The sequence below is a fragment of the Streptomyces sp. NPDC032721 genome (genome assembly GCF_055579625.1).
In genome coordinates this window covers 19,200-33,875 of the sequence record NZ_JBVIMX010000002.1, presented here as the reverse complement: position 1 = coordinate 33,875, position 14,676 = coordinate 19,200, and the positions used below count along the sequence as shown (strand labels likewise).

General features: G+C 70.6%; 13 protein-coding genes and 1 tRNA gene. 11 read left to right on the top strand and 3 right to left on the bottom strand.

The genetic code is table 11. The annotated features are described in order from the left end of the window. The first annotated feature begins 52 nt into the window (after nucleotides 1-52). From ACZ5PB_RS06455 to glmS, 3 genes are all read left to right on the top strand, one after another. Nucleotides 53-931 carry a DUF4429 domain-containing protein gene (locus tag ACZ5PB_RS06455; protein WP_468688359.1) on the top strand — a complete coding sequence of 293 codons (879 nt, stop codon included), beginning with the start codon at nucleotides 53-55 and terminating at the stop codon, nucleotides 929-931. A gap of 135 nt (nucleotides 932-1,066) precedes the next feature. Beyond that, nucleotides 1,067-1,354 carry a hypothetical protein gene (locus ACZ5PB_RS06450; protein WP_384342056.1) on the top strand — a complete coding sequence of 96 codons (288 nt, stop codon included), beginning with the start codon at nucleotides 1,067-1,069 and terminating at the stop codon, nucleotides 1,352-1,354. A 70-nt stretch (nucleotides 1,355-1,424) separates the two neighbouring features. Next, a complete protein-coding gene (gene glmS / locus ACZ5PB_RS06445) occupies nucleotides 1,425-3,242 on the top strand; it encodes a glutamine--fructose-6-phosphate transaminase (isomerizing) (protein WP_468688357.1) in 1,818 nt (605 codons plus the stop codon). A 117-nt stretch (nucleotides 3,243-3,359) separates the two neighbouring features. On the opposite strand, the gene ACZ5PB_RS06440 is transcribed toward glmS, so the two are convergent. Continuing rightward, the gene (locus ACZ5PB_RS06440; protein ID WP_468688356.1) at nucleotides 3,360-3,944 is read right to left on the bottom strand and encodes an acetate uptake transporter; all 585 of its coding nucleotides are present in this window, start codon (nucleotides 3,942-3,944) and stop codon (nucleotides 3,360-3,362) included. 190 nt (nucleotides 3,945-4,134) lie between these two features. Next, nucleotides 4,135-4,668 carry a universal stress protein gene (locus ACZ5PB_RS06435; RefSeq protein WP_468688354.1) on the bottom strand — a complete coding sequence of 178 codons (534 nt, stop codon included), beginning with the start codon at nucleotides 4,666-4,668 and terminating at the stop codon, nucleotides 4,135-4,137. A gap of 333 nt (nucleotides 4,669-5,001) precedes the next feature. Here ACZ5PB_RS06435 and ACZ5PB_RS06430 point away from each other — a divergent pair, with 333 nt between their 5' ends. The 4 genes from ACZ5PB_RS06430 (at nucleotide 5,002) to ACZ5PB_RS06415 (ending at nucleotide 8,460) form a co-directional block, all read left to right on the top strand. Continuing rightward, the gene (locus ACZ5PB_RS06430; RefSeq protein WP_468688353.1) at nucleotides 5,002-5,409 is read left to right on the top strand and encodes a hypothetical protein; all 408 of its coding nucleotides are present in this window, start codon (nucleotides 5,002-5,004) and stop codon (nucleotides 5,407-5,409) included. A gap of 500 nt (nucleotides 5,410-5,909) precedes the next feature. Further along, the gene (locus tag ACZ5PB_RS06425; protein WP_468688352.1) at nucleotides 5,910-7,103 is read left to right on the top strand and encodes a helix-turn-helix domain-containing protein; all 1,194 of its coding nucleotides are present in this window, start codon (nucleotides 5,910-5,912) and stop codon (nucleotides 7,101-7,103) included. A gap of 568 nt (nucleotides 7,104-7,671) precedes the next feature. Next, nucleotides 7,672-8,283 carry an oligoribonuclease gene (gene orn, locus ACZ5PB_RS06420; protein ID WP_468688350.1) on the top strand — a complete coding sequence of 204 codons (612 nt, stop codon included), beginning with the start codon at nucleotides 7,672-7,674 and terminating at the stop codon, nucleotides 8,281-8,283. Nucleotides 8,284-8,387: 104 nt separating this feature from the next. Continuing rightward, a tRNA-His gene (locus ACZ5PB_RS06415) sits at nucleotides 8,388-8,460 on the top strand. A 76-nt stretch (nucleotides 8,461-8,536) separates the two neighbouring features. Here the strand turns inward: ACZ5PB_RS06415 and ACZ5PB_RS06410 are convergent. Next, the gene (locus ACZ5PB_RS06410) at nucleotides 8,537-9,694 is read right to left on the bottom strand and encodes a LacI family DNA-binding transcriptional regulator (protein ID WP_468688348.1); all 1,158 of its coding nucleotides are present in this window, start codon (nucleotides 9,692-9,694) and stop codon (nucleotides 8,537-8,539) included. A gap of 139 nt (nucleotides 9,695-9,833) precedes the next feature. Here ACZ5PB_RS06410 and ACZ5PB_RS06405 point away from each other — a divergent pair, with 139 nt between their 5' ends. Genes ACZ5PB_RS06405 through ACZ5PB_RS06390 form a run of 4 tightly spaced genes read left to right on the top strand, consistent with a single transcriptional unit; the run spans nucleotide 9,834 to nucleotide 14,614 of the window. Then, nucleotides 9,834-11,174, top strand: a complete 1,341-nt coding sequence (locus tag ACZ5PB_RS06405) for an ABC transporter substrate-binding protein (RefSeq protein WP_468688347.1) — start codon at nucleotides 9,834-9,836, stop codon at nucleotides 11,172-11,174. 22 nt (nucleotides 11,175-11,196) lie between these two features. Then, nucleotides 11,197-12,222: a carbohydrate ABC transporter permease gene (locus ACZ5PB_RS06400; RefSeq protein ID WP_468688346.1), complete on the top strand. Its 1,026-nt coding sequence runs from the start codon at nucleotides 11,197-11,199 to the stop codon at nucleotides 12,220-12,222. Then, nucleotides 12,219-13,142, top strand: coding sequence for a carbohydrate ABC transporter permease (locus ACZ5PB_RS06395; protein ID WP_468688345.1), 924 nt, complete (start codon nucleotides 12,219-12,221; stop codon nucleotides 13,140-13,142). The genes ACZ5PB_RS06400 and ACZ5PB_RS06395 overlap by 4 nt, the downstream gene beginning before the upstream one ends. 53 nt (nucleotides 13,143-13,195) lie before the next feature. Then, nucleotides 13,196-14,614, top strand: a complete 1,419-nt coding sequence (locus ACZ5PB_RS06390) for a GH1 family beta-glucosidase (protein WP_468688344.1) — start codon at nucleotides 13,196-13,198, stop codon at nucleotides 14,612-14,614. The last annotated feature ends 62 nt before the right edge of the window (nucleotides 14,615-14,676 follow it).

The window sequence follows — 14,676 nt, the reverse complement described above, 5'->3', positions numbered from 1 at the left end:
CCCGCCCTTCCGCCCGTCCCGCCGGGGGCCCTCGAATGCGAGAATCCCCCTCATGGCGGAAATCCTTCAGAAGGACGGCACCTGGACCTTCGACGGCGACGTGGTGCGCATCATCCCGGGGCGCGGCACCAGGGTGCACCCCCTGCGCCAGGGGCTCGGCGAACTGGAGGTGCCGCTGGCCGCGCTGGCGGGGATCGCCTTCGAGCCGGGGCGCAAGGGCGGCGGACTGCGGCTGAGGCTGCGCGAGGGGGCGTGCCCGCTGCTGCTGGCCGCGAACGGCAGACTGCCGGACAACGCGGACCCCTACCGGCTCGCGGTCGAGGCGGACCGCACCGGCGTCGCCGAGTACTTCGTGGACGAGGTCCGCAACGCCCTGCTGCTGGACCAGGTGCCCTCCGACCCGGTGGACCGCTTCCTGCTGCCGGGCCCCTCGGTGCCGGTCTCGGGCGGCGGGGCGGACGGCACGGCCTCCTTCGACGGGGAGACCGTACAGCTGACCTGGAACTGGAAGGCGGAGGAGATGAAGTCGGACCGGGGCGCCGTCACCCTGCCCCTCGCCGAGATCGCCGGGGTCGACTGGCTGCCCGCGTCCGGCCTGGACTACGGCCACCTGCGCTTCGTCACCCGCTTCCAGAACGGCACGAAGACCCCCGCCCCGAAGTACGACCCGCACGCCCTGAGCATGTGGGGCCTGTCCAAGAAGGAGTACACGGCCGGCCTGGTGGCCGCCGCGGTACTGGTGCGCCGCCCGCACCCGCTGGCCCCCGCCGACGCCCCCGTCGCGCTGGAGGCGGCGGCCCCCGCCCAGGACACCTCCGGCCACGACGCCCTGCTGCGGCGGCTGCGCGAGCTGGGCGAGCTGCACCAGGCCGGGATCCTCGACGACGAGGAGTTCAGGACGGCCAAGCAGGCGGTCCTCAAGCAGCTCTGAGGGCAGCCCCGAGAGCAGCCCGAGAGCAGCCCAGCGGGCCGGATAGTCCGTACCAATCTCGCGATCATGAAGGATCCTGCCCGATATCGGGCAGGTTTCTTGCACAGACCCCTCCTCCTCCCCCAATATCGACGGGTGCTCGAACGCCGTACGCCCTCCCCGTCGTCCCACGACGACCTCGTCGACCACCTGGTCCGCTCCACCGCGCTGCCGCGCGGCGAGGCCGCCCGGGTGGTGCTCGACGTGCTGGCGTACTTCGACGAGACGACCGAGGAATTCGTCCGCCGCCGGCACCGTGAGCTCCAGTCCGGTGGTGCGGTGAACGCGGAGATCTTCGAGCGGATAGCGGCCGAGCTGCCGCACCGCGCGGTGGCGCCCCCGGAGCTCTCGCTCCGGCAGCTGCGCCGCATCGTCTACGGCTGACCCGTCCCCGGCCGGCCCAGGGCCGGACCGGTCACGAGCACCCCCACACCACTCGGAGGACAGAAACCACATGTGCGGAATCGTCGGTTACATCGGCAAGCGCGACGTCGCCCCCCTTCTCCTCGAAGGCCTCCAGCGCCTGGAGTACCGGGGTTACGACTCGGCCGGCCTGGTCATCACCAGCCCCAAGGCCACCGGCCTGCGCACGGTCAAGGCCAAGGGCCGGGTCCGTGACCTGGAGGCCAGGGTCCCCAAGCGCTTCGCCGGCACCACCGGCATCGCCCACACCCGCTGGGCCACCCACGGCGCCCCCTCCGACGAGAACTCGCACCCGCACCTGGACACCGAGGGCAAGGTCGCGGTCGTCCACAACGGCATCATCGACAACGCCGACGACCTGCGCGCCAAGCTGACCGCCGACGGCGTCGTCTTCGCCTCCGAGACGGACACCGAGGTCGTGGTCCACCTCATCGCCCGCGCCCAGGCCGAGACCCTGGAGGAGAAGGTCCGCGAGGCGCTGCGCCACATCGAGGGCACGTACGGCCTGGCCGTCATGCACGCCGACTTCAACGACCGCATCGTGGTCGCCCGCAACGGCTCCCCGGTCGTCCTCGGCATCGGCGAGAAGGAGATGTTCGTCGCCTCCGACGTCGCCGCGCTGGTCTCGCACACCCGCCAGATCGTCACCCTCGACGACGGCGAGATGGCGACCCTGAAGGCCGACGACTTCCGTACGTACACCACGGAGGGCTCGACCACCTCGGCCACGCCGACCACCGTGGAGTGGGAGGCCGAGTCGTACGACATGGGCGGCCACGACACGTACATGCACAAGGAGATCTCCGAGCAGGCCGACGCCGTGGACCGCGTGCTGCGCGGCCGGATCGACGACCGCTTCTCCACCGTGCACCTGGGCGGCCTGAACCTGGACGCCCGCGAGGCCCGTGGCGTGCGCCGCATCAAGATCCTCGGCTGCGGCACCTCGTACCACGCGGGCCTGATCGGCGCCGGTCTCATCGAGTCCCTGGCCCGCATCCCCGCCGACGCCGAGCCCGCCTCGGAGTTCCGCTACCGCAACCCGGTCGTGGACCCCGACACCCTCTACATCGCGGTCTCCCAGTCCGGTGAGACGTACGACGTGCTGGCCGCCGTGCAGGAGCTGAAGCGCAAGGGCGCCCGCGTGCTGGGCGTCGTCAACGTGGTCGGCTCGGCGATCGCCCGCGAGGCCGACGGCGGCGTGTACGTGCACGCGGGCCCCGAGGTCTGCGTCGTCTCCACCAAGTGCTTCACCAACACCGTCGTCGCCTTCGCGCTGCTCGCCCTGCACCTGGGCCGCATCCGCGACCTCTCCGTCTCCGACGGCAAGCGGATCATCGAGGGCCTGCGCAAGCTGCCCGAGCAGATCTCCGAGATCCTCAAGTCCGAGGACGAGATCAAGGAGATCGCCGAGGCCTACGCGGGCGCCCAGTCGATGATGTTCATCGGGCGCGTGCGCGGCTACCCGGTCGCCCTGGAGGCCTCCCTGAAGCTCAAGGAGATCTCCTACATCCACGCCGAGGCCTACCCCGCCTCCGAGCTCAAGCACGGCCCGCTGGCCCTCATCGAGCCCGCGCTGCCGACGGTCGCCATCGTCCCCGACGACGACCTGCTGGAGAAGAACCGCGCCGCCCTCGAAGAGATCAAGGCCCGCAGCGGCCGGATCCTGGCGGTCGCCCACCGCAACCAGGAGAAGGCCGACCACACGATCGTGGTCCCGAAGAACGAGAACGAGCTGGACCCGATCCTGATGGGCATCCCGCTCCAGCTGCTCGCCTACCACACGGCGCTCGCCATGGGCCGCGACATCGACAAGCCGCGCAACCTGGCGAAGTCGGTCACCGTCGAATAACCCGCAGCAGCTCCCCGAAGGCACGAGAAGGGCCCCGCACACGCCACCACGCCGTGCGGGGCCCTTCCCCTCGGAAGGCCGGTGTTGCCCAACACCGGCCGTTGGTACGGCAGTTGCTCAGCCGGTGGCCGTCAAGCCCCGGCCCGCCGCGCGGTGCGGCAGTGCGGTGGGCCACTTGGCCCAGGCCGCCGTCGCGCCGTACCAGGCAAGCAGTCCGGCCAGCGCCGCGACCCAGCCGGCCACCTTCACCAGCACGGAGACGTCCGCGAACCGCGCGATGCCCATGAGCAGCAGCGCGACGAACAGGAGCCCGTACATGACCTGCGGGAGCAGCCCGCCGCCCGCCGAACCCAGGGTCAGGCTGAGCGCCAGCAGCGCCCACAGGAGCAGGAACAGTCCCGCCGCCTGGGCCGATACGCCGCCTTCGTCGGCGAGGGTGCCCCAGGTGAACCAGAAGGCGCCGAGCCCTGCGAACGCCGTCCCGTTGAAGGACCTGCCGCCCCGGAACTCCACGAGTCCGGCGACGAACAGGGTGATGCCGCCGACGAACAGGGCGACCGTGACGGCACTGGCCGCCGAGATCCCGTCGAAGGCGCCGGTGTGACCGATCCCGAAGGCGATCAGGGTCAGTCCGAGTGCGAGGTGGCCGAGGGCGGATGCGGAGACGGATGTGGTGCTTCCCGCAGAGACGTCGTTGTCCACGGCGGGCTCCCTTCGTGCAAGTACCGCGTGTGCGTGGGTTACTGGGATCCAGCGACCCTTATCTACCCTTCACAAGGTCACAAATCACCACTACGCGGCGGTAGTTTCAGGAACAGCCGAAACCCGTCAAGAGCGCAGAACCGCCAACTGACCTGCCTCTCGGCCAAACTGACGGGACATCACAACTCCACTACGGAATGACAACGACCGGACGCTGGGCCCGCTTCGCGAGCCGCCCCGCCACCGAGCCGAAGAGCCGTCCGACGATGCCCTGCGTGGAGCCCACCACGATCGCGTCGGCCTCGTACTCCCGGCCGACCTCCTCCAGCTCGTGGCAGATGTCGCCACCGCGCTCGACGAGGATCCAGGGCACCTCGGTGAGATAGTCCGCGCAGGCGAGCTCCAGCCCGAGCACCTCGGTGCGGTGGTCCGGCACGTCGACGAAGACGGGGGGCTCGCAGCCCGCCCAGACGGTGGTCGGCAGCCGGTTGGCGACATGGACGATGATCAGCCCCTGACCGAGCCGCCTGGCCATGCCGATGGCGTAGGCGAGCGCCCGCTCACTGGAGGTGGAGCCGTCGAAGCCGACGACGACACCGTGCCGGAAGGCGGGATCGCAGGACTGGCGCGGCTGTTCCAGCGCATAGAGGTCGCCGCTCGACTCCGTGGTGGGATCGGCGACCTGCTTGCGGTCCGCGGGTTCGGGAATTTCGTGACCGGCCATCGGTATCTCGGCGTCTGAATCCTCAGGAGGGCTGACAACGCGGCAGTGGAGCGGCGGAACTGTGGAGCTGTCCGGGAATCATCTTCCCAAGCCCATACCCCCAAGGGTACGGCTGCACTCCTCCGCTGCCCAGCCCCGCTGGGTGCGGCGTTCCAGGAGCATGCACGACCCCGACCGGTATCGCAATGGCCGCTGCCCCGTACAGCCACCCGTCCTCGCCCGCCGCCGCGCACCGGCACCCCGTACAGCCGTTCCGGCGGCCACGCCGACGTGACCGTCCACCGGGTCCGTTCGTTGGTCAGGACCCACCCCCGCCCCCGGAGGGAGCACCCCGTGCCCGGCTCCCACAGCCACCACGGCTCCCCCGCCTCCCCTGGCCCCCACAGCTCCCCCGCACACCACGGCCCCCACACCCCACACGGCCACCACCCCTCCCCCTCGGACCCACCGCCCGCTCCCGTCACGGGGGCCGGATCCTCGGCCGATCTCGTCCGGTGGGCGGCCTTCAGCTGTCTGCTCGTCCCCGTCGTCCTGATCGGTTACGGGGCCCCCGTCGGCGGCACCGCTCTCGCTACGGGCGGCCTGGCCGTCGTCACCGTCATCAGCCGGCTGCTGCTGCGCCAGTCCGAGCGGACGGCCGCCCGCGACCTCGCCGAGGACCCCCAGGTGGGTACCCACCGCGGCCGGCACAGCCGGACCGGATCCGGGGCCCACCGGGGCGGCCGGAAGACGGACACCTGAGAATCACCCGAAATGTGGTCGAGCGGCACACGAACAACGCATGAAGATTTCCGGCGGCGGTCACTCCCCGCAGGGTGGTGCGCCGGTTGAGTGACGGGATCGCACATGCGCGCCCGTTGCTTTTCAGCCAACTTCCCGGACCACCCCCACCCTTGGCGTGATGCGCGGTCAACCCCCGTGCCACCTGGGAAGAAAGGACCGCTCGCGGCTCGCGCACCCTACGGGGACGGGCCATGAGCGAAAGGCGCACTTCCCTGCGGCGCCCCAGAGTGGAACGCTTCCTGATCGAATGCTTCGCGCCAAGTTGCCATGTCGACATAACGCCGGTTCCGGAACTTGTCACGGCGGCGCCACGCGACACAGTAGATTCGATCATGGGTTATTCGACGGCGGGGGAACCGTGCAGGACCTAGAGGGACTGCGACTACGAGGAGCAGTGTGCAGGAGCGACAGGCCCGTCACGAACAGGGAGCCGCGACCACCGAGGGGGGCTTAGCGCCATGAGCCAGGACTTGGCCGCACCGCCGGAGGCCACCCGGAAGCTCTCCGGGCGACGCCGCCGGGAGATCGTAGCGGTGCTGCTTTTCAGTGGGGGACCCATCTTCGAGAGCTCGATTCCGCTCTCGGTGTTCGGCATCGACCGGCAGGACGCAGGGGTTCCGCGCTATCGGCTGTTGGTGTGCGCAGGGGAGGAAGGACCACTCCGGACGACCGGAGGCCTCGAACTGACCGCACCGTACGGCCTGGAGGCGATGAGCCGCGCAGGGACGGTCGTCGTACCGGCCTGGCGGTCCATCACCTCCCCGCCACCGGCGGAGGCGCTGGACGCGCTGCGCCGTGCGCACGAGGAGGGGGCAAGGATCGTCGGCCTGTGCACGGGAGCCTTCGTGCTCGCCGCCGCGGGCCTGCTGGACGGCCGGCCGGCCACCACGCACTGGATGTACGCACCGACGCTGGCCAAGCGCTATCCGTCGGTGCACGTCGATCCGCGCGAGCTGTTCGTCGACGACGGGGACGTCCTGACGTCGGCGGGCACCGCGGCCGGAATCGACCTGTGTCTGCACATCGTGCGGACCGACCACGGCACGGAGGCGGCGGGCGCACTGGCCCGGCGGCTGGTCGTGCCGCCACGGCGCAGCGGCGGGCAGGAGCGCTATCTCGATCGGTCTTTACCGGAGGAGATCGGCGCCGACCCGCTCGCGGAGGTCGTCGCCTGGGCGCTGGAGCACCTCCACGAACAGTTCGACGTGGAGACCCTCGCCGCGCGCGCGTACATGAGCAGGCGCACCTTCGACCGGCGCTTCAGGTCACTGACTGGGAGCGCTCCACTCCAGTGGCTGATCACGCAGCGGGTGCTCCAGGCGCAGCGCCTGCTGGAGACGTCGGACTACTCGGTGGACGAGGTCGCGGGCCGCTGCGGCTTCCGGTCGCCGGTGGCGCTGAGGGGCCACTTCCGCAGGCAGCTCGGGTCGTCGCCCGCGGCGTACCGGGCGGCGTACCGGGCGAGGCGCCCGGCGTCGGATCCGGTGCCGCTGGGGGGCGGCGGCCTCTCGGACGCGGTCCCGCAGCAGGTCCGCCGGGCGGCGGCGGCGCATGCGTCGATGACGGGTCCTTCGTCGTCGGCGCCGGTTGCTCCGGCGCCGGAGAACGGGAAGCTGAATGCGGACGTATACGCACCGGGCCGCCTGAGGTAAACGGGAACCGGGGAGGGGCTCCGCTGCGCGGGGCCTTTCCCCTCCCCGCCCCTTCCCGGCTGCGACATGTGCGGCTGCCGCCGCGTGGGGGGGGTGCTGGTGGGGGTGGGGTCCGCTGCGCCGGCCTTTCCCCTCCCCGCCCCTTCCCGAAACTGGGGCGCTGCCCCAGACCCCGAGTGGCGGGCCCGGCCACGGCCGGTGGTCAGGTGCGGGTTGTTCGTGGCTGGCCGCGCAGTTCCCCGCGCCCCTGGATGCCTGGGGGCGCGGCGAACTGCGCGAGCAACCACACTCGACCCGCAGGCAACAACCCCTGGCCCCGCGGAGCGGTTTAGGGAAGGGGCGGGGAGGGGCATCCGCCCGCCGCAAGCGCGACACCGCCGAACACTTGAAGCGCCACGCGGCGGCAGCCGCAAATTGAGCACAGCGGGAAGGGGCGGGGAGGGGCGTCCCACGGCCCGCCGCAGGCGCGACGCCGTCCGGACCGTTCGGGGCGTGTGCCCCGGGTGCTGCGGCGGTCGGCTCCCTCCAGGCGGGGACCGAAGCCCGTCCCACCCCATAGGGTGACCGCATGAACGATCGCATGGTGTGGATCGACTGCGAGATGACCGGGCTCTCGCTGACGGACGACGCACTTATCGAGGTGGCCGCACTGGTCACCGACTCGGAGCTCAACGTGCTCGGCGAAGGCGTGGACATCGTGATCCGCCCGCCGGACGCCGCCCTGGAGACCATGCCGGAGATCGTGCGCCAGATGCACACCTCCTCCGGTCTCCTCGACGAACTCGCCGCCGGCACCACCCTCGCCGACGCCGAGGCACAGGTCATGGCGTACATCAGGGAACACGTGAAGGAGCCGAAGAAGGCCCCGCTCTGCGGGAACTCCGTCGGGACCGACCGTGGTTTCCTCGCCAGGGACATGCAGGAGCTGGAGGGCTACCTGCACTACCGGATCGTCGACGTGTCCTCGGTGAAGGAGCTGGCCAGGCGCTGGTTCCCGCGGGCCTACTTCAACAGTCCGGACAAGAACGGCAACCACCGCGCCCTCGCCGACATCCGCGACTCCATCACCGAGCTGCGCTACTACCGCGAGGCCGTGTTCGTACCCCACCCGGGGCCGGACTCGGAGACCGCGAAGAAGATCGCCGCGAAGTACTCCGCCCCTGGTGAGGGGGGCGCATAGCCGCTTGATGCGGGCCCGCCGATGGCCTGCGTAAACCTGGGCGCGAGCACCCTCGCGAACCCTGTACACTTTTTCTCAGCCGGTCAGGAAAAAGACCGGTCACGGTGGGTGTAGCTCAGTTGGTAGAGCACCTGGTTGTGGTCCAGGTGGCCGCGGGTTCAAGTCCCGTCACTCACCCTGTAGGCCGAAGGCCCCGGTTCGAAAGAACCGGGGCCTTCGGTGTTTTCCCACGGCGTGTGCCCACCCCGTTCCGCTACGACGACGACCTCGGCACCAGTTCCGTCGGCAGCATCAGCCGCGGCTGCGGCGGACGCACCGCCCCCACCGGCAGCGTCGCCCGCGCGATCTCCCCGAGCAGTGTGTGCGCCATCACCCTGCCCATTTCCTCGATCGGCTGCCGCACGCTCGTCAGCGGCGGTTCCATGTGCCGGGCGATCGAGGAGTCGTCGAAGCCGACCATCGCCATGTCCTCGGGGACCCGGATGCCCCGCGCGCGCAGCACCTGGCGGGCGCCCGCCGCCATCACGTCCGAGGCGACGAAGACCGCGTCGGGCAGCGGGTCGAGGGCGAGCAGGAGTTCCATCGCCCGGCGGCCGCCCTCCTCGGTGAAGTCGGCGGGGGCGATCAGCGACTCGTCGACGGGCAGGCCCGCCTCGGCGAGGGCATCGCGGTAGCCCACCAGCCGGCACTGGGCGCCGTAGATGTCGAGGCGGCCGGTGATGGTGGCTATCCGGCGGCGGCCCCGGGAGGCGAGGTGGGTGACCGCCTCGCGGGCTCCGGTGACGTTGTCGGCGTCCACCCACGGGAGGGGCTCGTCGGCGGAGCGGCGGCCGCTGATGACCGCAGGGATGCCGAGCTCGGTGAGGAGGTCGGGGAGCGGGTCCTCGGCACTGAGGGAGACCACGAGGACGCCGTCGACGCGGTGGCCCGCCAAGTAGTGGGCCAGTCGGCCCCGTTCGCGGTCGCTGCCCACGATGGTGAGCAGGAGCTGCATGTCGGTGTCGGCGAGGGCGGTATTGACGCCCCGCAGGATGTCCGAGAAGTACGGCTCGACGAAGAAGCGGTGCTCGGCCTCGGGGACGACCAGGGCTATCGCGTCCGTACGGTTGGCGGCCAGCGCGCGGGCGGCCCGGTTGGGCACGTAGCCCAGTTCGGCGACGGCGGCCTCGACCGCCGCGCGCGTGCGTTCGCTGACTCTGGGCGAGCCGTTGACCACGCGGGACACCGTGCCCCGTCCGACGCCTGCCCGGGCGGCCACCTCTTCGAGGGTGGGGCGGCCCGCACCGCGTCCGCCCGCACCGCGTCCGCCCGATCCGCGCCCGCCCGCACCGCGTCCGTCGCGGACCGAGCTGTGGCCGCCGCCCGTTTCCCGTATCGCCAACTGAATCGACCCCTCCCAGCGCCGTGACATGTGTACGTCACCACGTCTATGACGCCAAGTCTCGCTGTCCGGTGCCTTGACACCCCTGCGGGGAGCCGCGAACCTTCAACACATCACACATGGGAGCGCTCCCACCGTACCTGACCCATCGGGCTTCAGGAGGACCGCTATGCAGCTCTTCACGTCACACAGGACCACGATCGCCCTCTCCACGGCCGCCGCGCTGCTGGGCGGCGCCCTGCTCTCCGGCTGTGCCTCGGACGATCCGGGGCCCGGCAGCAGTGCCGGCACCGGCAGTGCCGCCGCCGGGGAGAAGGGGAAGACCGTACTCCGGATCGGCGTTTTCGGTGCCTTCGGTATGAAGGAAGCCGGGCTCTTCGATCAGTACATGAAGGAAAACCCGGATATCCGGATCGAGCAGAACTCGATCGAGCGCAACGAGAACTACTACCCGCAGCTCCTCAACCACCTGACCAGCGGCAGCGGTCTCTCCGACATCCAGGCCGTCGAGGTGAACAACATCGCCGAGATCACGGCCACCCAGTCCGCCAAGCTGATGGACCTGGGCAAGGTGCAGGGGGTCAGCAAGGACGCGTTCCTGCCGTGGAAGTGGGCGCAGGGCACGGCCAAGGACGGCAAGACCGTCGGGCTCGGCACGGACGTCGGGCCGATGGCGATCTGCTACCGCAAGGACCTCTTCCAGAAGGCCGGGCTGCCCACGGACCGCGAGGCGGTCGGCAAGCTGTGGGCCGGTGACTGGCGCAAGTACCTGGCGACCGGCAAGCAGTACCAGGCGAAGGCACCGGCCGGGACGAAGTTCCTGGACGGGGCCGGCGGCCTGATGGCGGCCGTCACCGGCGGCTACGAGAAGCGGTTCTACGACACCGACGGCAAGGTCATCTACAAGACCAACCCGGCGGTGAAGGAGGCCTGGGACATCTCGGCCGAGGCCGCCGCGTCCGGGCTGACCGCCAAGCTCCAGCAGTTCCAGCCCGGCTGGGACCAGGGCTTCTCCAACGGTACGTTCGCGACCGTGTCCTGCCCGCCGTGGATGCTCGGCTACATCCAGGACAAGGCGGGCGCGGCCGGCAAGGGCAAGTGGGACGTGGCGGCGGCGCCCAAGCCCAGCAACTGGGGCGGCGCGTTCCTGACCGTTCCCGAGGCGGGCAAGAACAAGGCCGCCGCCGCGAAGCTGGCCGCCTGGCTGACCGCGCCCAAGCAGCAGGCGAAGCTGTTCACCGAGCGCGGCAGCTTCCCGAGCGCCCAGACGGCGTACAGCGACCCGGCGGTCTCCGGTGCGAAGCACGCGTACTTCAACGACGCGCCCATCGGGCAGATCTTCTCCGCCGCCGCCAAGGGCGTGCCGGTCCAGATCGTCGGCCCGAAGGACCTCGTCATCAACACCAACCTCACCGATGTCGGAATGCTCCAGGTCGACCAGAAGGGCCGGTCGTCCGAGGATGGCTGGAACGCAGCCGTGAAGGCGATCGACAACGCACTGGACCAGTGAGCGGTGACCGCGAATGAGCAGCGTGAGCAGTGAGTCCGTCCCGGCCTCCCCCTCCTCGCCGGTGTCCGGCGGGGAGGGGGAGGGCAGGGCAGCACCGGCCGGAAAGCCGGTGTCCCGCACCTCCGTCTGGCGCAGCCGGCGCCACCGCTGGGACGTGAAATTCAGTCCGTACGCCTTCGTGGCGCCGTTCTTCGTCTTCTTCGTCGCCTTCGGGCTCTTCCCGCTGCTCTACACGGGGTGGGCCTCGCTGCACCAGGTGGAGCTGACCGCGCCCACCGACATGAACTGGGTGGGGCTCAAGAACTTCAGCCGGCTGATGAGCGACGAGTTCTTCTGGAACGCCCTGCGCAACACCGTCACCATCGGGATCCTCTCCACCGTCCCGCAGTTGGTGATCGCCCTGGGCATCGCGCACCTGCTCAACTTCAAGCTGCGCGGCTCGTCCTTCTTCCGGGTCGCCGTCCTCACCCCGTACGCCACCTCCGTCGCAGCGGCCACTCTGGTCTTCGTCCTTCTCTTCGGACGCGACTACGGGATGATCAACTGGGCGCTGGGGCTGGTCGGTCTGGACGCGGTCGACTGGCAGAACGGCACCTGGACCTCGCAGCTGGCGGTCTCCACGATCGTCATCTGGCGGTGGACCGGGTACAACGCGCTGATCTACCTGGCCGCGATGCAGGCCATCCCGCACGACCTGTACGAGTCGGCGGAGCTGGACGGGGCGTCGCGCTGGCAGCAGTTCCGGCACGTGACGATCCCTTCGCTGCGGCCGACGATCCTGTTCACGGTGGTCGTCTCGACCATCGGCGCCACCCAGCTGTTCGGTGAGCCGATGCTCTTCAGCGGCAGCGCGGGCGCGACCGGCGGCTCGGCGCACCAGTTCCAGACGCTGGGGCTGTACCTGTACGAGCAGGGCTGGGTGAACCTGCACCTCGGGCGGGCCTCGGCCATCGCCTGGGCGATGTTCCTGATCCTGCTGCTGATCGGGCTGGTCAACTGGCTGGTCTCCCGCCGGTTGCGCAAGAGCGAGGAGGGCGCCCGGTCATGAGCGCGACGGATGCGACAGACGTACGGGACGCACCGGATGAAGCCGTGGAGGTACGTGGCCGGGGGCGGGGCGGCGGGCGCGGGGTGCGGCAGGCCGGGCGGCAGCGGCACGGCGGGAGGATCACGTACGCCATCCTGATCCTCTTCACCGTGGGCTCGCTCTTCCCGCTGGTGTGGACGGCCGTCGCGGCCTCCCGCAACAACACCCGGCTCGCCCAGACCCCTCCCCCGTTCTGGTTCGGCGGCAACCTCTTCAAGAACCTGGGCATCGCCTGGACCGACGCCAACATGGGTGTGGCGCTGCTCAACACGGCGGTGGTGGCGACCACGGTCGCGGCGGGCACGGTGCTCTTCTCGACCTTCGCCGGGTTCGCCTTCGCCAAGCTGCGGTTCCGCATGAAGAACCTGCTGCTCCTGCTGGTGATCGGCACGATGATGGTGCCGCCCCAGCTCAGCGTCGTACCGCTGTACATGATGATCGCCAAGCTCCAGTGGACCGACCAGCTCCAGTCGGTGATCCTGCCGACGCTGGTGGGTGCCTTCGGGGTGTTCTTCATGCGGCAGTACCTGATGGAGGCGCTGCCCACCGAGCTGATCGAGGCGGCCAGGGTGGACGGGGCGAGCAGTGTCCGGGTGATGTGGCACATCGTCTTCCCGGCGGCACGGCCCGCGATGGCGGTGCTCGGGATGCTCACCTTCGTGATGGCCTGGAACGACTTCTTCTGGCCGATCATCGCCCTCACCCAGAACGGCAGTCCGACCGTCCAGGTGGCGCTGACCGGGCTCGGCCGGGGCTTCATCCCCGACCAGTCCGTGATCATGGCGGGCGCGCTGCTGGGAACGCTGCCGCTGCTGATCGCCTTCGTGCTGTTCGGCAAGCAGATCGTCGGCGGAATCATGCAGGGCGCGGTCAAGGGCTGACCGCCCCTACCGTCGCGCCCCTCACCCACCTTCACTCATACGGGAGTTGAACTGTGCCTCTTACGCCTCCTGCGAGCTTTCCGCCCGGCTTCCTCTGGGGCTCGGCGACCGCCGCCTACCAGATCGAGGGTGCGGCGCGCGAGGACGGACGTACCCCGTCCATCTGGGACACCTTCAGTCACACGCCCGGCCGCACCGAGAACGGCGACACCGGCGACGTGGCCTGCGACCACTACCACCGGCGGGCCGACGACGTCGCGCTGATGGCGGAGCTGAACCTGAACGCGTACCGCTTCTCGGTCTCCTGGCCGCGTGTCCAGCCCACCGGCCGGGGCCCTGCGGTCCAGCGCGGTCTGGACTTCTACCGGGGTCTGGTCGACGACCTCCTCGATCACGGCATCACCCCCTCCCTCACCCTCTACCACTGGGACCTCCCCCAGGAGCTGGAGGACGCGGGCGGCTGGCCGGCCAGGGACACCGCGTACCGGTTCGCCGAGTACGCGGGCCTGGTCGTCGAGGCCCTCGGGGACCGGGTGGACATGTGGACCACCCTCAACGAGCCCTGGTGCAGCGCCTTCCTGGGCTACGGCTCGGGGGTGCACGCCCCCGGCCGCACCGAGCCGGTCTCGGTCCTGCGCGCCGCCCACCACCTCAACCTGGCCCACGGGCTGGGTACGCAGGCGCTGCGCGCGGCGCTCGGGGGCCGCGCCAGGGTCGGCATCAGCCTCAACCCGAGCGTGGTGCGCCCGCTCACCGCGTCGGCGGCCGACGCGGACGCCGCCCGCCGGATCGACGCGCTCGCCAACCGGATCTTCACGGGGCCGCTGCTGCACGGGGCGTACCCGGCCGATCTGCTCACGGACACCGCCGCCCTGACGGACTGGTCGTTCGTCGAGCAGGGCGACGAGGCCACCGCCCACCAGCCCCTGGACACGCTGGGCATCAACTACTACACACCGTCGGTGGTTTCGCACGCGGCCGACGACCCGGCCGCCCCGCGCGCGGACGGCCACGGCGCGAGCGAGCACTCCCCCTGGCCGGCCGCGGACTCGGTCGCCTTCCACCAGCCGCCCGGCGAGCGGACGGCGATGGACTGGTCGATCGACCCCTCCGGCCTGTACGAACTCCTGGTGCGCTACGGCCGGGAGGCCCCGGGCACGGCGCTCTACGTCACCGAGAACGGCGCCGCGTACGACGACAAACCGGGCGCGGACGGCACCGTCCACGACCCCGAGCGGATCGCCTACGTACGGGCCCATCTGGCCGCCGTGCAGCGGGCGTTGGCGGTGGGCGCCGATGTGCGCGGCTACTTCCTGTGGTCCCTGCTGGACAACTTCGAGTGGGCGTACGGCTACGGCAAGCGGTTCGGCGCGGTGCACGTGGACTTCGACACGCAGGTACGGACGCCGAAGTCGAGCGCGCGGTGGTACGGGGAGGTGGCGCGGACGGGGGCGTTGGTGGACGGGGACTAGGGGGCTTGGGGGCGCCTGGGTGCGCGGCCTTCCGGGGGGATTGCCGCGCACCTCGCCCCGCC